Raw genomic sequence first — 26138 nt, forward strand, 5'->3', positions numbered from 1 at the left:
TTGCGCATCGGCAAGATCACGGTCGGCTCGCTCGATGAATGGACCCTCAGCCCCGGCACGGTCATCTCTTGGCATCCCACCGCAGCGGCCACCGAAAAGGCCCGGCAGGCCGCGGTCAGCTCGGTTCCGGTCAGCTACATGCAGGCTCAGCATCTGCGAAATTACTGTGAGCGCACGGCAGCCGGTCTGAACTTTTCACGTCAGATCATCGCGAGCTGTGAAGTGCCAGGTCAGTGCGATGTTTCCGCGATGGATCATGCACTCAACGCCTACCTGCGCCGGCATGACACCTTCCGCAGCTGGTTCGAAGAGGCCGGTGACGGTGAGTTCATCAGGCATGAGATCACCGATCCGGCCGATATCGAATTTGCGCCCGTCGACCACGGAAAGATGACTGCGGACGAGATACGCGCGCACGTCGTCGCGATCCCCTCGCCGCTGGAATGGGGTTGTTTCACCTTCGGGATCATTCAGTCCGAAAGCCACTTCACGTTCTTTGCTGCCATGGACCATGTCCATGGCGACGCCACGCTGATCGGCACGACGATGCTGGAGGCCAACGGCATGTACTCCGCACTCAGTGGCGGCGGCAGCGCACTGACGCTTCCCGATGCCGGCAGCTACGGCGATTTCTGCATCCGGGAGCGGGAAAACACCGCGGCATTGACGGTGGATTCACCCGGAGTGCGTGCCTGGCTGGACTTCGCCGAGAACAATGGCGATGGCTTCCCCGAATTTCCGCTCCCGTTGGGCGACCCGACGGATTCGACCCGTAGTGACATGTCTTCTGAGCAGTTGATGGATGCCGGGCAGACCGATCGGTTCGAGACGGCCTGCGCTGCGGCGGGCGCGCGGTTCGTCGGTGGGTTGTTCGCCTGCCTGGCACTGGTGGAACATGAGTTCACCGGCGCGCTCACCTATTACGGACTGACGCCCAGGGATTCCCGAACGGCGGCCGACAATTTCATGACGCAAGGCTGGTTCACCGGATTGATCCCGATCACCGTTCCCATCGCGGCGGCCTCCTTCTCGGACGCGTCCTGGGCCGCCCAAACGTGCTTCGATTCCGGGCTGGATATGGCGAAGGTGCCGTATTACCGGGTGCTGGAATTGGCACCGTGGCTGAACTGGCCACAGCCGAACTTTCCGGTATCGAACTTTCTGCACGGCGGAGCTGCTCCGCTCAATGCCATTCTCGCCGCCGGCGATATGGGGCTTGCGAACAACATCGGCATCTACCCCGATGGCCGATATTCCTACCAACTGACCATCTACATCTTCCGGTACGGCGAGGGCACGGTCATGGCGATCATGCATCCCGACAACCCGATCGCCCAGAAATCGGCTACGCGCTACATGGAGGCGATGCGGTCCGTGTGCGTCCGGGTCGCAGGCAGCGGGCACTGGGGTCGCGTCGCTTAAACAGGGGGTCAGGGCAATATGCGGCGATTAGCCGAGCTGGTGGTGCGATGGCCTTTGGTGGTCATCGGGGTCTGGATCGCCGTCGCGGCCGCACTGCCCCTGACCTTCCCGTCCCTGAGCGAGATGGCCCAGAAGCATCCGCTCGCAATCCTGCCGAGCGATGCACCCTCGCGCGTCACCGCGCAGAAGATGGCCGAATCGTTTGAGGAATCGGGATCTGAAGACCTCCTGCTGGTGGTCTTGACCGATGACAATGGGCTCAATCGCGCCGACGAGTCCGTATACCGCAATCTCGTCGATGCGCTACGTCGGGACACCGAAAACGTTGTGATGCTTCAGGATTTCATCACCACGCCACCGCTGCGTCCGATTGTCACCAGCGAGGACCACAAAGCGTGGGTCGTGCCGGTCGGCGTTGCCGGTGAACTGGGTACGCCGCAGTCATTTGCGGCGTTCAATCGGATCGGTGCGCTGGTCAAGCACGTCTTGGAACAGGCCCCGGAGGGGTCGGCCCTGACCGCTCATCTCACCGGCCCCGCGGCAACCGTCGCCGACCTGACCGTCGCCGGCGATCACGACCGGCTTCCCATCGAGTTGGCCATCGCGGTACTGGTGCTCCTTGTGCTGCTGGTGGTGTATCGAAGTCCGATCACCATGCTGCTGCCCCTGATATCCATCGGGATATCTCTGGTAATCGCCCAGGCACTGGTGGCCGGATACTCCCACCTGACGAATTCGGGAGTCTCGAATCAGTCCAATGTCTTTCTGAGCGCGATCATGGCCGGTGCCGGAACGGATTACGCGGTCTTCCTGATCAGCCGCTACCACGACCAGCTGCGGTCGGGGGCGAATTCAGATCAGGCGGTCAAGGGCGCGATGATGTCGATCGGCAAGGTGATCGCCGCGTCCGCCGCCACCGTCGGAATCACCTTTCTGGTTATCAGCTTCGCCCGCATGGGCGTCTTCAAGACGGTCGGGTCGTCGGCTGCGATCGGGATCGGGGTCGCGTTCCTTGCCGCACTGACGTTGCTGCCGGCGATTCTGGTGCTGGCCGGGGCACGAGGCTGGGTCAAACCTCGGCGCGAGTTGACCGCTCGATTGTGGCGCAAGTCGGGTATCCGCATCGTGCGCAGGCCTGCGGCCCACCTGCTGGCCAGTCTGCTCGTGTTGGCTGCCCTGGCCGGCTGCGCCGCCTTCGTGCGCTACAACTACGACGACCGCAAGGCGCTGCGGTCCTCGGCTCCGAGTTCGCTCGGGTACGCGGCGCTGGAGCAGCATTTTCCGGTGAATCAGTCGATTCCCGAATACATCCTGATCCAGTCACCGAACGACCTGCGCACTCCCGAGGCGCTTGCCGACCTGGAACAGATGGCACAACGCGTCAGCCAAGTCCCGGGCGTCGCCGCGGTCACCGGCATCACCCGGCCGACCGGGGCTGTGCCGGAAGAGTTTCGGGCCACCTATCAGGCCGGCGCCATCGGCGGCTTTCTCGCGGACGGGTCCGCCACGATCAGCGGCCGCTCCAGTGACCTCAACCGGTTGGCCGCCGGAGCCGAGACGCTGGCCACCAACCTGCGCGACGTACGCGGCCAGGTCAAACGCCTATCGGCCAGCGTCCAGGACGTGGTCAACTCCTTTTCGTCCATGAAGAGCCAGTACGGCGGCGACACCCTGGTCCAGTCGGTCGACACCGCAGCCCAACTCGTCGACCATGTCAACGCCATCAGCAATTCCATGGGCTGGAATTTCTCCGCCGGCAGGAACATGTTCGGCTGGATCGGCCCGGTGCTGACGGCGTTGCAGGGCAACCCGATCTGTGATCTGGATACCTCCTGCAGTGCCACCCGCGGGGCTTTCGAACAGCTGCTCGGTGGACGCAATCAAGAAGACCTCGACGCGATCAGCGATCTCGCACAGCAATTGCAGTCAATCCCGGACCAGCGGTCCCTGAACGCTTCGATCAACCGCGTGCGCACCGCGCTTGCCAACCTCACCAACGTGATGCAATCCATGGGAATGGACAAACCCGGTGGCCTGCAGACCAACCTGCGGTCCATGCAAGACGGAGCGGACCGCGTCGCCGGTGGAAGTCGGCAGATCGCTGACGGCGTTGCCGAACTGGTCAAGCAGGTCAAACAGATGGGCACCGAATTGGATGCCGCCGCGACGTTCCTGCTGACCCTCAAAAACGGTGCGGCGCAACCGGCTCAGGCCGGTTTCAACATCCCGGCCCAACTCTTGCAGTTGGACGAGTTCACCGAAGCCGCCAAGATATTCCTTTCGCCGGACGGGCACTCCGTGCGCTACCTGGTGCAAACCGAACTCAATCCGTTCAGCACCGAAGCGATGGACCAGATCGACGCCATCAGTGACGCCGCGCGCAGCGCCCAGCCCAACACCGCCTTGGCCGACGCCACCGTGTCGATGGCCGGCTACACCGCGGGTCTGCGAGACACCCGCGACTACTACCAGCACGACATCCGGTTCATCATCATCGCCACCCTGCTCGTCGTGCTGTTGACGTTGATTGCGCTGCTGCGTGCTGTCGTCGCACCGCTGTACCTGGTCGCCTCCGTGGTGGTCTCCTACCTGTCTGCGCTGGGTATCGGTGTGCTGGTGATCCAGTTCATCGGTGGCCAACAGCTGCATTGGACGGTGCCCCCACTGGCGTTCGTGGTGCTGGTCGCGGTCGGAGCCGACTACAACATGCTGCTGGTGTCGCGGATGCGCGACGAGTCGCCGCACAGCGTCCGCTACGGCGTGATCCGCACCCTGAGTTCGACCGGCGGAGTGATCACCGCAGCGGGCGTGATCTTCGCCGCCTCGATGTGCGGCCTGTTGTTCTCCAGCATCAGTACCGTGGTCCAGGGGGGTCTCGTCATCGGAGTCGGGATCTTGCTGGACACCTTCCTGGTCCGGACCATCACCGTTCCCGCCATCGCCGCGCTGGTCGGGCGCGCCAACTGGTGGCCGTCTCGGCTGGGATCGCGGCGACAACGGCGGGGGCGCGCTGCAGCGTAAGGGGGTTACTCGTGCAGGCGATCTGTGTGAAACTACAAGGCAAGCCGAGCCGTCGGGGGAGGCAGAGATGAAGAAGCTCGTAGCAGGATTCTCCGCGCTGGTGACTCTGAGCACGACCGGATGCTTCGGTACCGGAGTCAGCACAGCCGACGACACGCCCGGTTACGACACGCCCGGCGGAAGCGCGAATCCATCCGGCCGCAACGCGTACGCCCTCGGCGGCGCCCACGTGCTGGGCATCCCCTACGACGAGTACATCCGCCGCGAGGGGGAGGAATGGTTCCCGGGCCTGAGGCGGCAGATCGTGCGCTACCCCGCTGGGCAGGTCCAGGGGCACGTGCTGGAGCGCCTCTTCCCCGGCATCGGCAAGCTCGATGAAGCCTTCCCCGGGTTGGGGGCGGACGGGCCCAGCATCGGTGAGTCGGTCGACGAGGGCGAGGGCACTCTCGACGCGGCGATCCGCAACGGCGGCCCCGGCACCGCGATCGGACTGTCAGAGGGCTCGTTGGTGCTCGACGCCGTGCAGGCCCGGCTGGCGACCGATCCCACCGCTCCCCCGCCGGACAAGCTGAACTTCGCCACGTTCGGCGACCCCATCGCGCGGCACGCCTTCGGCCAGAGCTTCCTGACCGCGATGTTCCCGGTCGGATCGGTCGTTCCGGCGATGGACTATCGCATCCCGGCTCCGGTGGAGAGCCAGTACGACACCAAGATGTTCGTCTCCGCCTACGACTCGATCGCCGACTTCCCGGACCGCCCGGACAATCTGTTGGCGCTGGCCAACACCCTGATGGGCCTGGCAACCGGCCACACCGCCGTCGCCTTCACCAACCCGGACATGGTGCCGCCGCAGAACATCAGGACAACGGTGAACTCCAGGGGAGCGACGACAACGACCTATCTGATCCCCGAAAAACACCTTCCACTCGTTATGCCGTTGTCCTACATCGGGATTGATGAAGACACCCTCAACAGGCTGGACGCGATACTGCTACCTCGGGTGAACGCCGCCTATTCGCGCAACGACGATCCTGCGACCGCTCCGGTCCAAGTGGACCCGATCAATGGCTTCGACCCGGCAGCCGTCACCGCACCTGCCACCCAGGCCACCTTCGGCGGCGGCGCCGACCCGTTCTCGCAGATCCTCAACGGCGCAATGTCCGTATTGTCCGGAATGTCCGGGAGCGGCAAGGGCTGATCGCCCGCTGGCCTACCGATTCGATGAGCTATGTGACGCCTATGCCTCAGCCCTCCGTTCTATCGATGCTGCATGGGCGTGCCAGCCTCCGGCCCCATGACGTCGCGTTCACCTTCACCAACTACGACGGAGACTGGGAGGGAGTTCGCGAGGACGTCACCTGGTCACAGCTGTCGCGCCGGACATTCAACGTGGCACGCGAGCTCAGCTTCCACGGATCCGTGGGCGACCGGGCAGTGATCCTGGCACCGCAGTCGCTGGATTACATCGCGGCGTTTCTGGGATCGATGCAGGCTGGATTGATCGCCGTCCCACTCCCGTTGCCACACCGCGGCTCGCGTCATGAGCGGGTGGGTGCGGTCCTGGCCGACGCAGCGCCTGCGGTGGTCCTGACCACGTCCGCGGTCGCGCAAGACGTCGCCGAATACGTTGATGCGGCCCGCCTGGACACCGTGCCGAAGATCGTCGAGATCGACTCGATGCATCTCGATGTCGACAGCGAAATCAGTTTCCGGGCGACTGATTTGCCGAGCACCGCATATCTGCAGTACAGCTCCGGATCGACCCGGCAGCCAGCCGGGGTGATGATCTCGCATACCAACCTGCAGACGAATTTCGAGCAGTTGATGCGAAGCTACTTCGCTGGAACCACAGTCCCGTCGGATACCACCATGGTGTCGTGGCTGCCGTTTTACCACGACATGGGTTTGGTACTCGGGGTCTGCGCACCGATCCTGGGCGGTTTCCGCGGCGAGCTGACCAGCCCGGTTTCGTTCCTGGAAAGGCCGGCCCGATGGATCCAGGCACTGGCGCGAAATCCGCACAGCTGGTCGGCGGCACCGAACTTCGCCTTCGACCTGGCCGCGCGCAAGACAACCGACGCCGACCTGAACGGATTGGACCTCGGCGGCGTGCTGGGCGTCATCAGCGGCGCCGAGCGTGTCGAGGCGGCCACCCTGGAACGCTTTGTCGACCGGTTCGCACACTTCAATTTCCGGGACGAGATGATGCGGCCCTCCTACGGTTTGGCCGAAGCGACCGTCTTCGTAGCGGCCAACACCTGGAGCGAGGCAGCACCGGCGGCACATTTCGATGTCGTTGAGCTGGGTGCAGGCCGCGCTCAGCGGTGCATGCCCGGGCAGGGCACTGCACTGGTCCCCTACCGCGTGCCGCAGTCGCCCACGCTGCGGATCGTCAACAGTGACACCCACCGTGAGTGCCCGCCGGGCGTGGTGGGCGAGATCTGGGTGCATGGCGCCAATGTCGCCGACGGCTATTGGCGCAAGCCACCTGAGGAGCAGCACTGCTTTGGCGTCACGCTCGCCGAACCGTCGCCGGGCACGCCCGAGGCGCCCTGGCTACGCACCGGCGACCAAGGATTTCTCGACGAGGGTGAGCTCTTCATCGTCGGCCGCATCAAGGATCTGTTGATCATCCGCGGACGCAACTACTATCCCGAGGACATCGAGGCGACGGTCCAACAGATCACCGCGGGTCGGGTCGCGGCGATAGCCGTCCGGACCGGCGATACCGAGAAGCTGGTCACCATCATCGAGATCAAGCAGCGCGACGTTGCCGGCGAGGCAGCAAACCAGCATCTCGCCCGCGTCGCCCGCGAGGTCACTGCAGCGATCTCCACGGAGCACGGCCTGACCGTCGGAGACCTTGTCCTGGTGGCGCCCGGCGAGATCCCCACCACGACGAGCGGCAAGATCCGGCGCGCCGCCTGCGTCGAGCAGCACCGCCGGAACGAGTTCACCCGGCTGGACGCCTGAGACCGTCGGCCCAGCGCTGCCACTCGTCGAGCAGCTCGGGCAGATCCACCCCGAGCACCATCGGCACCGCCACGGCCGGCGGCACATGTCCGGGACCGCAGGCGGTCAGATAGAGCTCGCGCAGCTTGACCGTACCGAAGCGCTCGGCCACGAAACGAGCGAAGTCCCAGGCCCGGTCATAGGCCTGTACCCGCCGCGGTCCGGGAGCATCCAGGTCGGCATCCGACGGCAACGCCAGCACCGGTCCGGTCGGCCCGATCGCCAGATCCCCGGTGGGTCGTGCAACGAAATCGGCTACCCCCTCGGTGAGCCAGCGCGGCGCATCGAACGCGGTGTCCGTTCGGGCGGCGAAGTGAAAAAGCTCATGGGTCAACACGATTCGCAGTGCCGGAGTGCTCATCGCAGCTGCGCCGGGCGCGAAGACGATCCGTTGACCAGTTACCGTCCGACGCTCCGGATCCACCCGCTCGGCGACCGCGACCGCGGCGACATCCGACCACTGCGCAACATCCGCGCTGTCGTGGCCGGCCAGCTCGACGAACTGCTGATCCGACCCGGTGGCCGTCACCTGGATGCGATGCGACCAGTCGGTCCCCCAGAACGCTTCGACCGCGTCGACGGCACTGCCGATGTTTGCGGCCACCCGCGACAGCAGTTCTTCGCCGGGCTTGCCGCCGAGATTCTCCAGGATGACGCTGCGATCGTCGCCCACGATCAGCGGCACGACCGCCGGCCGGCGAGCAGCTGCGCCCAACAAGACGACACCACTGATCAGCTCGACAACCAGCAGCGCCGCAAGCAGGCGGCGGATGGCCCGGCGCTCAGTAACGGCGGGCGTTGTGGATCGGGCCGGACGAGTTCATCGGAACCACCCGGACCGGCTGACCGTAGGTGGACGAGTGGATCATCATGCCGTCGCCGACGTAGATGCCCGAGTGCGACGCGTCCGAATAGAAGGTCAGCACGTCACCGGGCTGCAGGTCTGACAGCGACACCGCCTGCCCGCCGTTGGCCTGCGCCTGGCTGGAGTGCGGCAGGTTGATGCCGGCCTGGTGGAACGCCCACATCACCAGTCCCGAGCAGTCGAATCCGCCCGGCGCTGCCCCGCCCCAGACGTAGGGCGTGCCGACCTGAGTCAACGCTGCCTGCACGGCGGTCGCGGCGGACCCGCCACCGGGAGCGGCCATTGCCATGTCCATCGGGGGCGGCGCGTCGGATCCGGGCATCGGGAATCCTGGGAAACCGGGTGCCGGCGGCATGCCCTCGGGGGCGGGCTCGCCCGGTACCGCTTCGGGCCCTGCGCCGGGTGCGGCCATCGCCGTGCGCTGCTGCGGCGTCAGTGCGTAGTACTGCGATTTCACCACCGAGATCTGCAGCTGCAGCCGGCTCTGGCGGGCCTGCAGCTCGGCGCGGACCGCAGCGGCCTGCTCGGCTGCCGTCCGGGCGTCGTCAGCCGACTTGGCGGAGGCCTGTTCAGCCTGATTGGCCTGCTCGCTGGCGGCACGGAAACGGTCCAGCTGCACCGCCAGATCGCCGGCAACCACCCGCTGCACACCGAGCTTGTCGATCAGTTGCTGCGGCGATTCGGCGGTCAGGATGGCGTCCGCGCCGCCGACGCGGCCACCCATGTAGGTGGTGGCGGCAAAGCGATTGACGGCCGCCCGGTAGGTGGACAGTTGATCCCGGGCCGCATCCAGGGCAGCTTGATCGGCGTTGTGCGCGTTGTCCGCGGCCTGCTGCGCGGCGAGCTTCTCGTCGAGGTTGAGCTGCGCGGTGTGCATGGCCTCGGTGGTCTGCTCGGCCTGCCGGGACAGTTCGCTAAGTTTCGCCAGGGCGTCGTCAGCGGGGTCAGCATGGACGCTTCCGACCAACACACTGCTCAAAGTGGTGACACCGGCCACCAAACCGACCGCGGCGCCGAGGGCAGGGCGCCTCCATGCACGCAGACGCCACTGCATACGTTCGAGCTCCAAGATTGCATCCTTAACACTGCCCAGGGCGGTACAGGGGGTATACCGCCGCCGAAACGTAAGGTCTCGAATAGGTTACGGAATGGCAACGTCGTTGTCCATCACGAATTGCCGACAGTAACAGTCAGGATTGTGAAAGTTCTAAGGCCTGTTCGCTCGGATCCAGCCCTGATCAGGCCACGCCCGAGCGCCGCACCGGCCCGCGCTCCCGGCGGATCGGGACCAGCCGCAGTCGCGGCGCCATCCCGGCCTCGGCGAGCACATCCAGCGCCGCCCGCTCGTCTTCGAGCAGCTCGTTGGGCACACCCAACAAGACGCTGACCACACAGTCCCGGCACGCAGGTCCGCGCACTGCACAGTCATCGCAGTCGATCACCATCGGATCCGAATCCGCCCGGCGCGCGCCGTGGCCATCCGAGTGTCCCGAGATCTGTCCCATGACGATTCCTCTCGATCAGTTGCCCGCACGCTAACTCCGGGCACCGACAACCTGGCGTCATTGCGGCGGTCCAGCTTCGCCTCTCCTCCGTCGAGGCTTGCTAACCGTCGGTGTCGGTGCGTGCACCTACGGTTCGACCATGACCACCGGCTCTGGCACACAGCAGCTGAGCTTCCCCCCTTTCGAAGCCCAGCTCGAAGCCGAATTCGACGCCGCCCCGGCCGACCTGCGCGACACCACTTTCGTGGTGGTAGACCTGGAGACCACCGGCGGCCGGGCCTCGCCAAAAGGGGACGACGAAGCGGACGCCATCACCGAGATCGGCGCGATCAAAGTGCGTGGCGGAGTGGTCGAGGGTGAGTTCGCCACGTTGATCAACCCGCAGCGTGGCATTCCGCCGCAAATCGTCCGGCTGACCGGCATCACCACCGCCATGGTCTACGAAGCGCCCACGATCGATACCGTGCTGCCGTCCTTCCTGGAGTTCGCCGGTTTCGACCGCGGGTCGGTGCTGGTCGCCCACAACGCCGGGTTCGACGTCGGGTTCTTGACCGCCGCCGCACGACGCTGCGATCTGGCCTGGCCGCGGCCGCCCGTACTGTGCACGGTGCGGCTGGCACGCCGGGCGCTCAGCCGCGACGAGGCACCCAGTGTCCGGCTTGCCGAGCTGTCCCGACTGTTCGCGGTGAGCACCACCCCCACCCACCGGGCACTCGACGACGCCCGCGCCACCGTCGACGTCCTGCACGCGCTGATCGAGCGGCTAGGCAACCAGCAGGTCAACACCTTCGTCGACCTGCGTGCCTACCTGTCGCACACGACACCGGCCCAGCGCCGCAAGCGCAGCCTGGCCGTCGGGCTGCCGGAGCTGCCCGGGGTCTACCTGTTCCGCGGCCCGTCTGACGAAGTGCTCTACATCGGCACCTCCACCAACCTGCGCCGCCGGGTCGCGCAGTATTTCAACGGCTCGGAACGCCGTAGCCGCATCGCCGAGATGGTGGCGTTGGCCACCCGGATCGATCACGTCGAATGCGCGCATCCGCTGGAGGCCGGGGTGCGCGAACTACGACTGCTGGCCGCGGCCGCTCCGCCCTACAACCGACGATCGAAGTTTCCCCGACGGTGGTGGTGGATCACGCTTTCAGGCGAGGCTTTTCCTCGCCTGACCGTGGTGCGCACTCCGCGCCAATACCGGGTCATCGGACCGTTCCGTTCTCGGGCTGACGCCGCCGAGGCCGCCGCCCTGTTTTCGCGGTTCACCGGAATCCGAACCTGCACAACGCGATTGGGCCGGACCAGTCGGCACTCCTGCCCGCCGGCCGAAGTCAGCCCCTGCCCAGCGACGGCGAACACCACCGCAGACGAGTACGCCGAAGCGGTCCGGCGTGCGGCCGCGTTGCTCGACGGCGCCGACAACGCCGCGCTGGGCGCCGCGGTGCAGCAGGTGAACACGCTGGCTGATCGCGGGCACTACGAAAGTGCGGCACGGCTGCGCGACCGCACTGCGGCAGCCATCGATGCCCTATGGCGTAGCCAACGCGCCCGCGCCCTGGTGGCCCTGCCCGAGCTGGTGGCCGCAGCGCCGGATGGCACCGGCGGCTGGCACCTCGCGGTGATCCGCCACGGCCGGCTGGCTGCCGCGGGGTGCGCTGCGCGCGGTGTCCCGCCGATGCCCGTCGTCGATGCGATCACGCTGGGAGCCGAGACGGTGCTGCCCGAGCCGGCGCCGTTGGCCGGGGCTCTGGTCGAGGAGACCATGCTCATCGCCCGCTGGCTGGCAGCTCCCGGGGTGCGCATCGTGCGCGTCGCGTCGACCGAAGGTGCCACCGAGGCCGAGGGATGGACTTCCCCGCTGGCTTCGGCCGGGCCGTGGACGTCGTGGGCGGCGCTGGCTCGCTCGGCGCGGCTGGCCTCAGAGCTGAGCGCCGAAGCGGACCCAACGGGCCAACAACTGTTCGGCCGCGCCGCTGTCGATCGCCTCGACCGCCCGCGCCAGCCCGTCTTCCCAGGCCGGCAGCCACTCAGCACCGCTGGATAGCCCCGCGTGGGCCACGATCGCGCCGGCCGCGTTGAGCACCACGGCGTCACGCACCGCACCCGTGGTTCCGGCGAGCACCGAGCGGGCCTCCTCGGCGTTGGCCTGCGCGTCCCCACCGAGTAGCTCGCCGACCTCTGCGCGCGCGAATCCGAAACCGGCCGGGTCGAACGTCAACCGGTCGATGGTGCCGGCCTGCACCCGCCAGATCGTGCTGGTTGTGGTGGTGGTGAGTTCGTCGAGGCCGTCGTCACCGTGCACCACCAGCACGCTGGAGCGCCGCGCCGCGAACACACCGGCCATTACTTCGGCCAACTCCCCGAACGCGCACCCGATCAGCCCGGCCCGCGGCCGCGCCGGGTTGGTCAGCGGACCCAGCAGGTTGAACACCGTCGGGACGCCGATCTCGCGCCGTGCCACCGAGGCATTGCGATACGACGGCTGAAACTGCGGGGCGAAGCAGAATCCGATACCGACCTCGGCGACACTGCGCGCCACCTCGTCGGGACCCAGGTCGATGCGCACCCCCAGCGCCTCCAGGGTGTCGGCGCCCCCGGACAGCGAGCTCGCCGACCGGTTGCCGTGTTTGACCACCGGCACGCCGGCGGCGGCCACCACGATCGCCGCCATGGTGGACAGGTTCACCGTGTTGGCGCCATCCCCGCCGGTGCCCACCACGTCGACGGTGTCGGTACCGATCTTGTCGGTGGGCACCTTGCGTCCGAAGGACAGCATGACGTCGGCCAGCTCGCCGACTTCGGCGGCGGTCGGGCCCTTCATCTGCATCGCCACCCCGAACGCCGCAATCTGCGCAGAGGTGGCGGCGCCGGCCATGATCTGCTCCATCGCCCAGGCGGCCTGCCCCCGGGGTAGGTCGCTACCGGACGTCAGGCCGCCCAGGACCTGTCGCCACTGCACTATTTGCGCTGTCGGCTGCGCCGCACTACCTGGCTCGACCACGCGCCGATCGTCGCACGCGGCCTCCGTGACACCAAAGCCAACCGGAAACCGGGCGCGAACAGAGCGCTAACAGTGCGCTCACGAGCGCGTAACGGCACAGACAACACCAGTTCAAACGAATTGCCAGCCCCGGGTGGAGATCTACAACTACATAGCGTCATACTTGCGGGGTGACGAGCGCTGTGGGGTCCTCGGGTACTGCCATTACTTCTCGTGTGCATTCGCTGAACCGTCCCAACATGGTCAGCGTCGGCACCATCGTGTGGCTGTCCAGTGAATTGATGTTCTTTGCCGGTTTGTTCGCGATGTACTTCACGGCACGCGCGCAATCCGGGGGCGCCTGGCCGCCACCACCAACCGAGTTGAACCTTGCACTGGCGGTCCCGGTGACCCTGGTGCTGATCGCGTCATCGTTCACCTGCCAGATGGGTGTCTTCGCCGCCGAGCGCGGCGACGTGTTCGGGCTGCGCCGGTGGTACCTCCTGACCTTCCTCATGGGCCTGTTCTTCGTCTGTGGTCAGGCCTACGAGTACTCCCACCTGATCGCGCACGGCACCACCATCCCGTCGAGCGCCTACGGCACGGTGTTCTACCTGACCACCGGGTTCCACGGCCTGCACGTCATCGGTGGATTGGTCGCCTTCATCTTCTTGATGCTGCGCACCACCATGAGCAAGTTCACCCCGGCTCAGGCCACCGCCTCGATCGTCGTGTCCTACTACTGGCACTTCGTCGACATCGTGTGGATCGCACTGTTCGCCACGATCTACTTCATCCGATGAGCAACCGCCCGATGAACAGGAGTGTCCGGTTGAAGACACTGAAGAAGTGGGCCCGACCTGGCAACGACGACACCGTCGCCCGCCGGCGCCTGCGCCGTCGGGCCTCTGGCGGACTGCTGCTGCTGGCCGCCCTGGCCCTGGCCGGTGGAATGGCCGCGCTGCTGACCCCCACCCCGCAGGTTGCGGTGGCCGACGAATCGGCCTCGGCCCTGCTGCGCACCGGCAAGCAGCTCTTCGACACCTCGTGTGTGAGCTGCCACGGCGCCAACCTGCAGGGTGAGGTGGGCCGCGGCCCGAGCCTGATCGGCGTCGGCGAAGCCGCCGTCTACTTCCAGGTCTCCAGCGGCCGGATGCCCGCGGTCCGCGGTGAGGCTCAGGCGGCCCGCAAGGCTCCGATCTTCGATGAGAACCAGATCGATGCCCTGGGCGCCTACATCCAGGCCAACGGCGGCGGCCCCACCGTGGTCCGCAATGCCGACGGCAGCATCGCGCAGGCTTCACTGCGCGGCGACGACTTGGGCCGTGGTGGCGACCTCTTCCGGCTCAACTGCGCGTCGTGTCACAACTTCACCGGCAAGGGCGGCGCGCTGTCCTCGGGCAAGTACGCCCCCGACCTTGAACCGGCCAACGAGCAGCAGATCCTGACCGCCATGCTGACGGGACCGCAGAACATGCCGCGCTTCTCCGACCGGCAGATCTCCATGGAAGAGAAGAAAGACATCATCGCCTACGTGAAATCCGTTACCGAAGAACGTGAACCGGGCGGCTACGGGCTCGGCGGGTTCGGCCCGGCTCCCGAGGGCATGGTGATTTGGATCATCGGCATGGTTGCCGCCATCGCCGCAGCATTGTGGATCGGGGCCCGCTCATGAGCAGCAACGACAAGACCGAACTCCCAGATGACGCCGCACTGGCGACGATGACCAACGACGAGCTGCTGGCTCTCGGCGGCAGCATCGACGGTGTCAACACCGTCTTCAAGGAGCCGCGCTGGCCGGTCGAGGGCACTCGGGCCGAGAAGCGGGCCGAGCGCCGGGTCGCGGCCTGGTTCCTGGCGGGTGGCGGCTTCGGCCTGGCCCTGCTGCTGGTCTTCCTGTTCTGGCCGTGGGAGTACGCGCCGCTGGAGTCCCCGAACGGCTTGGCCTACTCGCTGGCGACTCCGCTGTACGGCTTGACCTTCGGGCTCTCGGTGCTGTGCATCGCGATCGGCGCGGTGCTGTTCGTCAAGAAGTTCATCCCCGAAGAGATCACCATCCAGGACCGTCACGACGGCAGCTCCCCCGAGATCGACCGTAAGACCGTGGCGGCCCAGCTGACCGACGCGTTCGAGGGCTCGACCATCGGTCGGCGCAAGCTGCTGGGTGCGTCGCTGGGCGTCGGATTCGGCGCATTCGGCCTGGGCACCTTGGTGGCCGGCGCCGGTGGCCTGATCAAGAACCCCTGGAAGCCGGTCGTCGACACCGCCGAAGGCAAGAAGGCCGCGCTGTGGACTTCCGGGTGGACCCCGCGCTACCCCGGCGAGACCATCTACTTGGCCCGCGCGACCGGTCAGAGCACCAACTCGCCGTTCGTCAAGATGCGGCCCGAGGACCTGGACGCCGGCGGCATGGAAACGGTGTTCCCGTGGCGCGAGTCCGACGGTGACGGCACCACCGAAGAATCGAACGAGAAGCTCACCGAGATCATGATGGGCGTTCGTAACCCGGTGATGCTGATCCGTATCCGGCCCGACGACATGCCCAAGGTGGTCAAGCGCCAAGGCCAGGAGAGCTTCAACTACGGCGACTTCTTCGCCTACACCAAGATCTGCTCGCACCTGGGTTGCCCGTCTTCCCTGTTCGAGCAGCAGACCTATCGGATCCTGTGCCCGTGCCACCAGTCGCAGTTCGACGCGCTGCACTTCGCCAAGCCGGTCTTCGGCCCGGCGGCTCGCGCACTGGCACAGCTGCCGATCACTATTGACGCCAATGGGCATCTGGTCGCCAACGGCGACTTCGTGGAACCTGTCGGACCGGCCTTCTGGGAGCGCACCTCATGAGCCCTGCAATCGGCGATCTGCTCGCACGCCAAGCAGACGACATCGATACCCGGTACCACCCGGCGGCCGCGCTGCGCCGGCAGTTCAACAAGGTCTTCCCGACGCACTGGTCGTTCCTGCTCGGTGAGATCGCGTTGTACAGCTTCATCATCTTGCTGCTGTCCGGCGTCTACCTGACGCTGTTCTTCGACCCGTCGATGGCCGAGGTCATCTACCACGGCGTCTACCAGCCGCTCAACGGCGTGCAGATGTCGCGGGCCTACGAATCGGCGCTGGATATCTCCTTCGAGGTCCGCGGCGGCCTGTTCGTCCGCCAGCTGCACCACTGGGCCGCGCTGATGTTCGCGGCGTCGATCATGGTGCACCTGGCACGCATCTTCTTCACCGGCGCGTTCCGTCGGCCGCGTGAGGCTAACTGGGTGATCGGGTCGCTGCTGCTGATCCTGGCCATGTTCGAGGGCTACTTCGGTTACTCGCTGCCCGACGACCTACTGTCCGGTATCGGTCTGCGCGCCGCGCTGTCCTCGATCACGCTGGGTATGCCGGTGATCGGCACCTGGCTGCACTGGGCGCTGTTCGGCGGTGACTTCCCGGGCACCATCTTGATCCCCCGGCTCTACGCGCTGCACATCCTGCTGATCCCGGGCATCATCCTGGCCCTGATCGGCGTGCACATGGCGCTGGTGTGGTTCCAGAAGCACACTCAGTTCCCCGGACCGGGCCGCACCGAGACCAACGTCGTCGGCGTGCGGGTGCTGCCGGTCTTCGCGATCAAGTCGGGCGCGTTCTTCGCGATGATCACCGGCATCCTGGGCCTGATGGGCGGGTTGCTGCAGATCAACGCGATCTGGAACCTGGGGCCCTACCGCCCGTCGCAGGTGTCGGCAGGTAGCCAGCCGGACTTCTACATGATGTGGACCGAGGGGCTGGCCCGTCTCTGGCCGGCGTGGGAGTTCTACCCCTTCGGTCACACCATTCCCGGTCCGGTCGGTGTCGCACTGATCATGGGCGGCGTCTTCGGCTTGCTGATGGTCTACCCGTTCCTGGAGAAGAAGTTCACCGGCGACTACGCGCACCACAACCTGCTGCAGCGTCCCCGGGACGCTCCGGTCCGTACCGCGATCGGTGCCATGGCGATCAGCTTCTACATGGTGCTGACCCTGGCTGCGATGAACGACATCATCGCGTGGAAGTTCCACATCTCGCTGAATGCGACGACTTGGATCGGCCGTATCGGGATGGTGGTTCTGCCGCCGTTTATCTTCTTCATCACCTACCGGTGGTGCATCGGTCTGCAACGCAGTGACCGCGACGTGCTCGAGCACGGTATCGAGACCGGCATCATCAAGCGGCTGCCGCACGGTGCCTACATCGAGCTGCACCAGCCGCTGGGCCCGGTCGATGACCACGGCCACCCGATTCCGCTGGAGTACGCCGGTGCGCCGCTGCCCAAGAAGATGAACAAGCTCGGCTCGGCTGGTGCTCCCGGTAGTGGCAGCTTCCTGACGGCCGACCCGGTCGACGAGAACGCCGCGCTCAACGAGGCCGCACACGCCAGCGAGCGACGTGCGATGACGGCGCTGGCCGAGCACCAAGGCGGTAACACCAACGGTCACCACTAGGCCTTCTGGGTCCGAACAATCGGGCAGCCTGCGCAGTCTCCTGCGCGGGCTGCCCGTTTTGGTTGGTGCGGCACCGGAATTCGATCCGGCGCAGGCACCGGCCGATCCGGTCGCACTGTTCGTCCAATGGCTGCTGCATGCCGTCGACAGCGGCGTCGTGGAACCGCATGCGATGACGTTGTCGACGGTCGGCGCGCTGGACGCCACGGGTGTAGCGCGGCCGTCGGCGCGGGTGTTGATCCTCAAAGATGTCGATGCCGCCGGTTGGCATTTCGGAGTCAGCTCGGCCAGTCGCAAGGGCGCCGATCTTGCCCGCAATTCCGCTGTGTCACTGACGTTTTACTGGCCCTCACTGGGTCGTCAGGTCAGGGTCGACGGCATGGCTCTCCCGGACTCGCCCTCGGTGACCGCCGACGACTTCCTGGCCCGCTCGCAAGGCGCCCGGGCGATGGTGCTCACCGGCCGGCAGAGCGAGCCCTACGCCGATCCGGCAGAGATCAGTGAGGCACTCGCTAAGGCGCATCTGGAGCTCGATCGCTCCCCCACCCTGGTGCCCGCCGAGTGGGTGTCGTATGCGGTACGGGCCGACGCCGTCGAATTCTGGCAGGCCGACGCTAGCCGCCGGCACCGCAGGCTGCGGTATGAACGGGACGACGACATGGGCTGGTCAACGACCCTGCTCTGGCCGTAGCCAGGCACGCCGCGAGAACGGCGCCGTGATGGCGGCTCAGCCGAAACGAGACGGCAGTTCCAGTACCTCACCCAGCCGACGCAGGTACAGCCACGGAATCACCGGCATGGCGGCAGCGCCGACCCCGGCCAGCCCGTAGCAGACCCAGGAGCCAGTGTCTTTGCCGACGGCCATCAGATACGTGGCCAACGCGACCAAGGTCAACGCGCCGCCCACCGCGGTAGCCAGCACGGTGACGCCACGCAGCAGCACCCGGTCCACCTGAACCTGATTGGGCAGCACCTGGCGGGTACCGGCCGCCCGCCGGCCCGGAGCGTCGAACCCGGGCTGCTGGTGCGGGGCGTCCTGGGCATTCGGGCGCGGCGGCTTGGCCGGTGCCTGGGACGGGAAGCCGGGGGGCCGCGGCGGGCCGGGCTGGCGCGCCCGGAGCAATACCGGGATGGCCGCGAGGATGACCAATGCCGAGGCACCGATCACGATGTAGAGCAGGCCGCTGTGCGAACTCTTGGTCGGCTCGTGAAAGCCCCGCCCGAGATCCACCAGTGCCACCGTGGCCGCCACGCTCATGCCCAGCCACGTCAGCCAGATCGCGGCGCACGCGCCCAGCAGGATGCGGTCAGTGACCTCCGGGGACTGCCCCGGTCGAATGAATCGATCTACCATGTTCCCGCCGGTCATCCGCAGCTCGTCGCCGGTGCGTCATTGCTGTTGGAGAACAACACCCTACCGTCACTGCTGGTGATCGAGCAGTTGAGTTTGCTCAGCCGCAGCATGCTGGTCGCCTCCACCGAACCGATCTCCGACTGGGAGATCGGCGTCAGGGTCAGCGACCACGGGATGTAGGCGTTGCGCTGGGTACGACGTTGGCCGGAGGCATCCACGTAGGTGATCGTGATCTGGTCGAACGGCGCCTTGGTTCCGGTCACCGAATAAGTCACCTGCAGCGGCTTCGCCTGCGTGGTCGTGGTGGTCTCCTGCGTCGTGGTCGATGGCTCCGGTGCCGGCTCCTCGCTCGGCGGCGGCGGGGGTGGCGGCGGCTCCTCGCTGCTGGGCGGCGGAGGCGGCGGCTCCTCGCTGCTGGGCGGCGGAGGCGGCGGCACCGTGGTACTGGCGCTGGTCCGGGTGATCTCGTCCTGTACCGGCGGCACCGAGACGGTGCTGGTCGTCGTCGCGGGCGTCGCCAAATCGTGGGTTTCGGTTCGGGCGAACAGCAATGCCACCGACACCACCAGCGAGACCGCGGCGATGATCACGGTGACACCGACCACCCACGGCCACCGGGCCGTCTTGGCGCCCGGCTCCGGTTCTTCCGGCACGTCGTAGTTGTCGTAGTCGTAGAGCCGCGGGTCCGCCGGGACGTAGGGGCCACTCAGAAACTGTTCGGACTCAGGCGCCGAGTAGGCCTGGGAGTACGCGGTGTTGTCTGCCGGCACGGCGGCCGGAGTGGCCGCCACATCGTCCAGCGGTTGAATCTCCCCGCCCGCGCCTGCTTCGGCGGCCATGTCAGAGGCCATGTCTGGGGCCGGCTGACCGTTGCCGGAGCCCTCGTCTCCAGAGCCCGCCTCTGGGGGATTCGGCCCGCTCATTCCCGCCTATCCTCTTCAAACCGCCGCGCCACGACCTGACCGGTTGCGGTCGACATCAACCACCGTTGGTCATTGTGCATCGGCAACCCTACCCAAGCGGGTCGACACGGCGGCCGCGGTGGAGATGTGGTCAGTGTTTCTCGGGGCCGATGTAGTACTCGAAGACCAGTCCAGCCACGCTCGACAACACGAACACCACGCCGGCCGCGATCAGCCACGGCAGCCACAGGGCGATTCCGACGGCGGCCACCGAACCGGACAGTGCGATCAGAATCGGCCACCAGCTGTGCGGGCTGAAGAAGCCCAACTCGCCGGCGCCGTCACTGACTTCGGCCGCCTCGTAGTCCTCGGGGCGGGTGTCCAGCCGCCGTGCCACGAACCGAAAGAAGGTGGCCACGATCATGGCCATCATGCCGGTCAGGAACAGCGCGGTAGTGCCGGCCCATTCCACACCACCGGTGGCGAACTTCCCGGTCAGCACCGCGTAGATCACGCCGACCACCAGGAAGAAGGTGGCGACGAACTCGAACAGCCTGGATTCGATGCGCATGCGGTTGTCCCTACTTGTTGCTGGCTTGCGGGGCTAGCAGGCCACGGCGGCTGTCGAACGGGAACGTGGTGGTGGCCAACGGTTCCTGCTTGATCGCCTCCAGCGCCTCGGTGTTGGTCTTTCCGGCGATGCGCTGATCCAGGTAGGCCTTGAAGTCATTGGGCGAGACCACCCGGACTTCGAAGTTCATCATCGCGTGGTAAGTGCCGCACATCTCGGCGCAGTGCCCGACGAACGCGCCTTCCTTGGTGATCTCGGCGACCTGGAAGGTGTTCACCTGGTTGTTGCGCTCGGGCCAAGCGATAACGTCGCGCTTGAACAGGAACTCCGGCACCCAGAAGGAGTGGATGACGTCGGCCGAGTTGAGCACGAACTCGATGCGCTTGCCGCTGGGCAGCACCAGCACCGGGATCTCGCTGGTGGTACCCACCGTCTCGATCTTGTCGAAGTTCAGGTAGGTGCGGTCCTCGGTGTTGAGGCCCTGGACCGGGCCGACCCGCTCCTCGCCGTGCGCGTCCACGCCCTCCGGCTTGGAGGTCATGGCGTCCTTGCGGACCTGGTCCACGCCGTCATAGCTCAAGGTGCGGTCGTGGAAGTCGACCTTCTGGTAACCGAACTTCCAGTTCCACTGGAAGGCGGTGACGTCGACGACCACCTCAGGATTGGGCTCGTGGTGCAGCATCTTCTCCTGCACGACGACGGTGAAGTAGAAGATCACCGCGACGGCCAGGAACGGCACGACGGTGAGTCCGAGCTCCAGGGGCATGTTGTAGCCGAACTGGCGCGGCAGCTCGGTGTCGGTCGCCTTCTTGCGGTGGAAGATCATCGACCAGAAGATCATTCCCCAGACGAGCCCACCGATCACCACCGAAGCGATGACCATGCCGATCCACAGCTGGTAGTTGGCCTCGGCCTCGGGCGTGATGCCCTTGGGCCAGCCGAAACCGACCACATCGGTCCAGTCGACGCTGCAACCGCTGAGCGTTACGGCCAGCAGTCCGAGCACGCTGACCGCGGTCAGCGGTCGAAGCAGACGGCGATGTGCAACGCCCTGCCCGCGACGTGTCACGTTGGTGCCTCCTCGAGTCACAGAACGGGCCGACTGACCCGGCGGAGCAGTCGAATACTACGCAGCGTAGACCACCCGGATCACCGAGGTTTGATGTACCTGCCGGTTGGCCGCCCTGGTGTGTTGACCGCCTCATCTGACTCCACAGGTTCTTCGCCGGCCTACATGGGCCTTCGCAGTTCAACGCCGATACCGGTGCGGCATACTGGGACCCGATGTGTGGACTGCTGGCCTTCGTGTGTGCCCCGGCCGGCACGACACCCGGCCCTGATGTGGCCGAAGTCGCCGGCGCGGTGTCGCGCGCTACCCACCTGATGCGCCACCGTGGCCCCGACGAGCCAGGCGGTATCTGGGCCGGCGACCGCGTAGTGTTCGGGTTCAACCGACTGTCGTTCATCGACATCGCCCATTCGCACCAGCCCATGCGGTGGGGCCCGCCGGAGGCTCCGGAGCGCTACGAACTGGTGTTCAACGGCGAGATCTACAACTACCTGGAGTTGCGCGAGGAGCTAGCCGCCGAGTACGGCGCGGTGTTTGCCACCGACGGCGACGGCGAGGCGATCGTCGCGGGCTACCACTACTGGGGCACCGAGGTGCTCTCGCGGCTGCGCGGCATGTTCGCCTTCGCGGTGTGGGACACCGTGGCCGGCGAGCTGTTCTGCGCCCGCGACCCGTTCGGGATCAAGCCACTGTTCATGGCGTCGGGCCCGGGCGGCACGGTAGTGGGCAGCGAGAAGAAGTGCCTGTTGGACCTGGCCGAGCAGGTGGGTTTCGACGCTGGAGCTTCAGGCATCGACACCCGCGCACTGCAGCATTACACGGTGCTGCAGTACGTACCGGAGCCGGAGACGCTGCACTGTGGCATCCGTCGGCTGGAGTCGGGCTGCTACGCCCGGATTCGACCCGGCGGGGCGCCGGAGACCACCCGCTATTTCCGGCCGCGGTTCGACGCCACCCCGATCACCCGCGACACCGAGCAGGCGCGCTACGACGAGATCACCGCGGTGCTCGAGGATTCGGTCGCCAAGCACATGCGGGCCGACGTCACCGTCGGCGCGTTCCTGTCCGGAGGGATCGACTCCACCGCGATCGCCGCGCTGGCGATGCGCCACAACCCCAAGCTGATCACCTTCACCACCGGGTTCGAGCGGGAAGGCTTCTCCGAGGTCGATGTCGCCGCTGCGTCCGCCGAGGCGATCGGTGCCCGGCATGTGGTCAAAGTGGTCAGCCCGGCCGAGTTCGTCGCCGCCCTGCCCGAGATCGTCTGGTACCTCGACGACCCGGTCGCCGACCCGGCGCTAGTGCCGCTGTACTTCATCGCCGCCGAAGCCCGCAAGCACGTCAAGGTGGTGCTCTCCGGCGAGGGCGCCGACGAACTGTTCGGCGGCTACACGATCTACCGCGAGCCGCTGTCGCTGCGCCCGTTCGAGTACCTGCCGGGGCCGGTGCGCCGGTCACTGGGCAAGGCGTCGCGGCCGCTGCCCGAGGGAATGCGCGGCAAGAGCCTGCTGCACCGCGGATCGCTGACACTGCAGGAGCGCTACTACGGCAATGCCCGCAGCTTCTCCGACGAGCAACTGCGGGCGGTGCTGCCGGGCTTCTCCCCCGACTGGACGCACACCGACGTCACAGCGCCGCTGTATGCCGAGTCGGCCGGCTGGGATCCGGTGGCCCGGATGCAGCACATCGACCTGTTCACCTGGCTGCGCGGCGACATCCTGGTCAAGGCCGACAAGATGACGATGGCCAACTCACTGGAGCTGCGGGTGCCGTTCTTGGACCCCGAGGTGTTCGCGGTGGCGTCGCGCCTGCCGGTGTCGGCCAAGATCACCCGCACCACCACCAAGTACGCGCTGCGCCGGGCTCTGGAGCCGATCATTCCCGCGCATGTGCTGCACCGCCCCAAGCTCGGCTTCCCGGTGCCGTTGCGGCACTGGCTGCGTGCCGGGGAGCTGCTGGAGTGGGCGTACGCGACGGTGGACGCCACCGGCGCCGATCACCTGATCGATGTGGCAGCGGTGCGCACGATGCTCGACGAGCACCGCGTCGGTACCGCCGATCACAGCCGTCGGCTGTGGACGGTGCTGATTTTTATGCTGTGGCACGCGATCTTCGTCGAGCACAGCGTGATGCCGACCATCAGGGAGCCGGACTACCCGGTGCGGCTGTAGCCCCCGAGCTGTAACCCCGCCGAGCAGACACAGACTCGCACTGGGCAAGCCTCCGCGACGCGATTCTGTGTCTGCTCGCGGCGAAGGATTACTTGAGCGCGGCGTCGATCTCGGCAGCGGCGGCATCGCCGTAGGCATCCGCCAGACGGCTCACCGCGGCGGCGCGGTCCCACACCCATTCCTGGGTTCCGGTGGACTCCAGCACCAGCACCGCCACCAGCGAACCGAGCTGCGCGGACCGCTCCAGGCTCAACCCGGCGCTGCGTCCGGTGAGGAAGCCGGCGCGGAATGCGTCACCGACCCCGGTCGGGTCGGTCTGGGACTTCTCCGGAACCACGCCGACGTGGACCCGGGAACCGTCCGGGGAGACAATGTCGACGCCGTCGCCGCCCAGGGTGGTCACCCGCAGCCCCACCTGCTTCATGACGTCGGCCTCGGTCCAGCCGGACTTGGACAGCAGCAGGTCCCACTCGTAGTCGTTGGTGAACAGGTAGGTGGCGCCGTCGATGAGCTTGCGGATCTCCTCACCGGTCAGCCGGGCCAACTGCTGCGACGGGTCGGCGGCGAACGCCAGCCCCAGCCGGCGGCACTCCTCGGTGTGCAAGAACATCGCCTCGGGGTCATTGGCCCCGACGATCACCAGTTCGGGCTTCCCGGCGGCCTCGACCTGCTTGGCCAGCGAGATGTTGCGGGCCTCTGACATCGCGCCGGGGTAGAACGACGCGATCTGGGCCATGTCTTGGTCGGTGGTGCAGACAAATCGAGCCGTGTGCGCCGTGGTCGAGGTCAGCACGTGGTCGCAGTTGACGCCGTGCGAGACCAGCCACTGCCGGTAGTCGGCGAAGTCGGCACCGGCGGCGCCGACCAGGGCGGCATCGCCACCGAGCACACCGATGGCGAAGGCGATGTTGCCCGCCACGCCACCGCGGTGCACCACCAGGTCATCGACCAGAAAGCTCAGCGAAACCTTCTGCAGGTGATCGGCCAGCAGCTGTTCGGAGAACCGACCCGGAAAGCGCATCAGATGGTCGGTCGCAATCGAACCGGTCACCGCAATCGTCACTGAACAATCCCCCTCATATCGTCACCATTGGGCCTGGATGTGGGTACCCACGGTAGCGGCCCGGTGTCACCCGTTCGCCGCCGGGCAACACAAAACCCCGGGCGTCCAGGTGAAATCAGGTGCTTAGTTGAACGAGTCGCCGCACGAGCACGAGCCGCCGGCGTTGGGGTTCTCGATGGTGAAGCCCTGCTTGTCGATCTGGTCGGCGTAGCCGATCTCGGCACCCTGCAGGTACGGCGCGCTCATCCGGTCGACGGTCAGCGTGACGCCGTTGAACTCCGCGACCACGTCACCGTCAAGGCTGCGGTCGTCGAAGAACAGGTTGTAGCGCAGGCCGGCGCAGCCGCCAGGCTGGACCGAGATCCGCAGGGTCAGGTCGTCACGACCCTCCTGTTCCAGCAGCGCCTTCACCTTGGCCGCGGCCTCATCGGTCAAGACGACGCCGTGAGACTCGGTGGTCGACTGATCCTGAACAGTCATTGCGTCTCCCTATTGCGGTTGATCATGGGGGCGGGCCCGACCTCACTCAAGGCGTTCGAGCCCACCTGAACAACGATACCCTGCGCCAACGTGTTCCCTATCGACCCGGCGAACCCGCCGGACGGCCACCGATCTGTGCGGCTGTGACGCTGGTCAGCCCGATCAGCTGGTTGGCGGCGTCGATCAGGGCCAGCCGCACCGAGCCGGCATAGTCGGCGATTGCCCGGGCGGCCAGCACCCCGGCCGACCGCAGTGCGGGTTCGTCCAGGCTGATCTGTCCGGCCAGGACCAGCAGCGGTATCTCCCGCGCCCGGGCCGCCGCCGCCAGCGAACCGACCACTTTGCCGTGCAGCGACTGCTGATCGAAGTGGCCCTCGCCGGTGACCAGGACGTCGGTGTCGGCGAGCGCGGCCTCCAGGCCGGTGTGGCGGGCCACGATCGCGGACCCGGATTCGATGGTGCCGCCGAGCGCCAGCACGGCTGCTCCGATTCCGCCGGCCGCCCCGGCTCCGGACGCAGCGCTGGCCGCCCACCCGGCGGCGGCGTCCAGTTCGGTCGCCCAGGCAGCCAGCCTGCTTTCGAGTACCGCGACCGTGGCGGCGTCGGCGCCCTTCTGCGGCCCGAACACCCGGGCCGAGCCCCAGGGGCCCAGCAGCGGATATTCCACGTCGCAGGCGGCGACCAACTCGACCCCCGTGAGCCGCCGGCGTCCAGCGGCCAGGCCGCCGAGTTCATCGACCATGCCGCGACCACCGTCGGTACACGCACTGCCGCCGAGTCCGATGACGATTCGCTGCGCTCCGGCCGCCAGCGCGGCGGCGACGAGCTGTCCCACCCCCATGCTGTGGGCAAGTAGCGCCGTCCGCGCCGACGGCGGTTCCCCGAGCACTCCCAACCCGCAGGCCTGGGCACATTCCAGATAGGCCGTTTTGGCAGCGGCGTCCCAGACCCATTCGGCATCGACCGGGTCATCCAGCGGTCCGCTGACCCGGACCTGCTGCACCGTGCCCAGCGCGCTGGCCAGCACCGCGACGAAGCCCGGGCCGCCGTCGGACTGCGGTGCGATCGCCAACCGGTCGTGGGGTCGGCTGCGATGCCAGCCCGTCGAGATAGCGGCGGCGGCCTGCACCGCGGTCAGGGTCTCGCCGAAGCAGTCCGGCGCGATCAGTACCCGAAGCGTCCGCGCCCGAGGACCGGCCGAGCCGCCGGAACCCGGGTGATCAGCCATCACTGCAGCGTATCGAGCCGCGAGGACGGCGACGCGGG

Annotated in this window: 21 protein-coding genes and 1 pseudogene; 11 read left to right on the forward strand and 11 right to left on the reverse strand. The window is 66.8% G+C overall.

Annotated elements, in window-relative coordinates:
• From NM962_11160 to NM962_11175, 4 genes are all read left to right on the forward strand, one after another.
• Entirely contained in the window at window positions 1–1422 is a 1422-nt protein-coding gene (locus tag NM962_11160; protein ID UVO14677.1) for a condensation domain-containing protein, read from the forward strand.
• A gap of 18 nt (window positions 1423–1440) precedes the next feature.
• Entirely contained in the window at window positions 1441–4443 is a 3003-nt protein-coding gene (locus tag NM962_11165; protein ID UVO14493.1) for an RND family transporter, read from the forward strand.
• Window positions 4444–4510: 67 nt separating this feature from the next.
• Complete coding sequence (locus tag NM962_11170; GenBank protein ID UVO14494.1) at window positions 4511–5641, forward strand: PE-PPE domain-containing protein; 1131 nt, start codon at window positions 4511–4513, stop codon at window positions 5639–5641.
• 41 nt (window positions 5642–5682) lie between these two features.
• Window positions 5683–7416, forward strand: coding sequence for an AMP-binding protein (locus tag NM962_11175; GenBank protein UVO10620.1), 1734 nt, complete (start codon window positions 5683–5685; stop codon window positions 7414–7416).
• Here NM962_11175 and NM962_11180 read toward each other — a convergent pair.
• The 3 genes from NM962_11180 to NM962_11190 form a co-directional block, all read right to left on the reverse strand.
• Complete coding sequence (locus NM962_11180; GenBank protein UVO10621.1) at window positions 7397–8173, reverse strand: DUF4157 domain-containing protein; 777 nt, start codon at window positions 8171–8173, stop codon at window positions 7397–7399. The genes NM962_11175 and NM962_11180 overlap by 20 nt on opposite strands.
• A 64-nt stretch (window positions 8174–8237) precedes the next feature.
• Window positions 8238–9389, reverse strand: coding sequence for a peptidoglycan hydrolase RipC (gene ripC, locus NM962_11185; protein ID UVO10622.1), 1152 nt, complete (start codon window positions 9387–9389; stop codon window positions 8238–8240).
• A 169-nt stretch (window positions 9390–9558) separates the two neighbouring features.
• Window positions 9559–9825 carry a hypothetical protein gene (locus NM962_11190; protein UVO10623.1) on the reverse strand — a complete coding sequence of 89 codons (267 nt, stop codon included), beginning with the start codon at window positions 9823–9825 and terminating at the stop codon, window positions 9559–9561.
• Between the two features lie 139 nt (window positions 9826–9964).
• Between NM962_11190 and NM962_11195 the strand changes: the two are divergent.
• A pseudogene (locus NM962_11195) lies at window positions 9965–11800 on the forward strand (DEDD exonuclease domain-containing protein).
• On the opposite strand, the gene trpD reads toward NM962_11195, so the two are convergent.
• Complete coding sequence (gene trpD, locus NM962_11200; GenBank protein ID UVO10624.1) at window positions 11738–12820, reverse strand: anthranilate phosphoribosyltransferase; 1083 nt, start codon at window positions 12818–12820, stop codon at window positions 11738–11740. The pseudogene NM962_11195 and the gene trpD sit on opposite strands and share 63 nt — an antisense overlap.
• 170 nt (window positions 12821–12990) lie before the next feature.
• Between trpD and NM962_11205 the strand changes: the two genes are divergently transcribed.
• The 5 genes from NM962_11205 to NM962_11225 are packed head-to-tail and all read left to right on the forward strand — an operon-like array spanning window position 12991 to window position 17953.
• Window positions 12991–13602, forward strand: a complete 612-nt coding sequence (locus NM962_11205; GenBank protein ID UVO10625.1) for a heme-copper oxidase subunit III — start codon at window positions 12991–12993, stop codon at window positions 13600–13602.
• Complete coding sequence (locus tag NM962_11210; GenBank protein ID UVO10626.1) at window positions 13599–14474, forward strand: cytochrome c; 876 nt, start codon at window positions 13599–13601, stop codon at window positions 14472–14474. Before NM962_11205 ends, NM962_11210 begins: the two co-directional genes overlap by 4 nt.
• Window positions 14471–15640, forward strand: coding sequence for a ubiquinol-cytochrome c reductase iron-sulfur subunit (locus NM962_11215; GenBank protein ID UVO10627.1), 1170 nt, complete (start codon window positions 14471–14473; stop codon window positions 15638–15640). The genes NM962_11210 and NM962_11215 overlap by 4 nt, the downstream gene beginning before the upstream one ends.
• Window positions 15637–17262 (forward strand): cytochrome bc complex cytochrome b subunit, encoded by a 1626-nt coding sequence (locus tag NM962_11220; GenBank protein UVO10628.1) that lies wholly within the window; start codon window positions 15637–15639, stop codon window positions 17260–17262. The genes NM962_11215 and NM962_11220 overlap by 4 nt, the downstream gene beginning before the upstream one ends.
• A 58-nt stretch (window positions 17263–17320) precedes the next feature.
• A complete protein-coding gene (locus tag NM962_11225; GenBank protein UVO10629.1) occupies window positions 17321–17953 on the forward strand; it encodes a pyridoxal 5'-phosphate synthase in 633 nt (210 codons plus the stop codon).
• Between the two features lie 36 nt (window positions 17954–17989).
• Here the strand turns inward: NM962_11225 and NM962_11230 are convergent, their stop codons facing one another.
• The 4 genes from NM962_11230 to NM962_11245 all read right to left on the reverse strand — a co-directional run bounded on the left by NM962_11230 (window position 17990) and on the right by NM962_11245 (window position 21158).
• Entirely contained in the window at window positions 17990–18616 is a 627-nt protein-coding gene (locus tag NM962_11230; GenBank protein ID UVO14678.1) for a DUF2561 family protein, read from the reverse strand.
• An 11-nt stretch (window positions 18617–18627) separates the two neighbouring features.
• Window positions 18628–19539 (reverse strand): MmpS family transport accessory protein, encoded by a 912-nt coding sequence (locus NM962_11235; GenBank protein UVO10630.1) that lies wholly within the window; start codon window positions 19537–19539, stop codon window positions 18628–18630.
• Window positions 19540–19669: 130 nt separating this feature from the next.
• The gene (locus tag NM962_11240) at window positions 19670–20089 is read right to left on the reverse strand and encodes a cytochrome c oxidase subunit 4 (GenBank protein ID UVO10631.1); all 420 of its coding nucleotides are present in this window, start codon (window positions 20087–20089) and stop codon (window positions 19670–19672) included.
• A gap of 10 nt (window positions 20090–20099) precedes the next feature.
• Entirely contained in the window at window positions 20100–21158 is a 1059-nt protein-coding gene (locus tag NM962_11245; GenBank protein UVO10632.1) for a cytochrome c oxidase subunit II, read from the reverse strand.
• A gap of 215 nt (window positions 21159–21373) precedes the next feature.
• Here NM962_11245 and asnB point away from each other — a divergent pair, with 215 nt between their 5' ends.
• Complete coding sequence (asnB, locus tag NM962_11250; GenBank protein ID UVO10633.1) at window positions 21374–23329, forward strand: asparagine synthase (glutamine-hydrolyzing); 1956 nt, start codon at window positions 21374–21376, stop codon at window positions 23327–23329.
• A gap of 88 nt (window positions 23330–23417) precedes the next feature.
• On the opposite strand, the gene NM962_11255 is transcribed toward asnB, so the two are convergent.
• The 3 genes from NM962_11255 to NM962_11265 all read right to left on the reverse strand — a co-directional run bounded on the left by NM962_11255 (window position 23418) and on the right by NM962_11265 (window position 26100).
• Complete coding sequence (locus tag NM962_11255) at window positions 23418–24392, reverse strand: carbohydrate kinase family protein (protein ID UVO10634.1); 975 nt, start codon at window positions 24390–24392, stop codon at window positions 23418–23420.
• Between the two features lie 123 nt (window positions 24393–24515).
• Window positions 24516–24872 (reverse strand): iron-sulfur cluster assembly accessory protein, encoded by a 357-nt coding sequence (locus NM962_11260; GenBank protein UVO10635.1) that lies wholly within the window; start codon window positions 24870–24872, stop codon window positions 24516–24518.
• A gap of 97 nt (window positions 24873–24969) precedes the next feature.
• Window positions 24970–26100 carry a glycerate kinase gene (locus NM962_11265; GenBank protein ID UVO10636.1) on the reverse strand — a complete coding sequence of 377 codons (1131 nt, stop codon included), beginning with the start codon at window positions 26098–26100 and terminating at the stop codon, window positions 24970–24972.
• Between the last annotated feature and the right edge of the window lie 38 nt (window positions 26101–26138).

Source organism: Mycobacterium sp. SVM_VP21 (assembly GCA_024758765.1).
Lineage (GTDB): Bacteria > Actinomycetota > Actinomycetes > Mycobacteriales > Mycobacteriaceae > Mycobacterium > Mycobacterium heraklionense_C.

Bases quoted from the DNA above. Each gene is read 5' to 3' on its own strand.
- NM962_11165 (UVO14493.1), top strand. From the start codon at position 1,441: ATGCGGCGATTAGCCGAGCTGGTGGTGCGATGGCCTTTGGTGGTCATC.
- NM962_11170 (UVO14494.1), top strand. From the start codon at position 4,511: ATGAAGAAGCTCGTAGCAGGATTCTCCGCGCTGGTGACTCTGAGCACG.
- NM962_11175 (UVO10620.1), top strand. From the start codon at position 5,683: ATGCCTCAGCCCTCCGTTCTATCGATGCTGCATGGGCGTGCCAGCCTC.
- NM962_11190 (UVO10623.1), bottom strand. From the start codon at position 9,825: ATGGGACAGATCTCGGGACACTCGGATGGCCACGGCGCGCGCCGGGCG.
- NM962_11210 (UVO10626.1), top strand. From the start codon at position 13,599: ATGAGCAACCGCCCGATGAACAGGAGTGTCCGGTTGAAGACACTGAAG.
- NM962_11215 (UVO10627.1), top strand. From the start codon at position 14,471: ATGAGCAGCAACGACAAGACCGAACTCCCAGATGACGCCGCACTGGCG.
- NM962_11220 (UVO10628.1), top strand. From the start codon at position 15,637: ATGAGCCCTGCAATCGGCGATCTGCTCGCACGCCAAGCAGACGACATC.
- NM962_11230 (UVO14678.1), bottom strand. From the start codon at position 18,616: ATGGTAGATCGATTCATTCGACCGGGGCAGTCCCCGGAGGTCACTGAC.
- NM962_11235 (UVO10630.1), bottom strand. From the start codon at position 19,539: ATGAGCGGGCCGAATCCCCCAGAGGCGGGCTCTGGAGACGAGGGCTCC.
- NM962_11240 (UVO10631.1), bottom strand. From the start codon at position 20,089: ATGCGCATCGAATCCAGGCTGTTCGAGTTCGTCGCCACCTTCTTCCTG.
- asnB (UVO10633.1), top strand. From the start codon at position 21,374: ATGTGTGGACTGCTGGCCTTCGTGTGTGCCCCGGCCGGCACGACACCC.
- NM962_11260 (UVO10635.1), bottom strand. From the start codon at position 24,872: ATGACTGTTCAGGATCAGTCGACCACCGAGTCTCACGGCGTCGTCTTG.
- NM962_11265 (UVO10636.1), bottom strand. From the start codon at position 26,100: ATGGCTGATCACCCGGGTTCCGGCGGCTCGGCCGGTCCTCGGGCGCGG.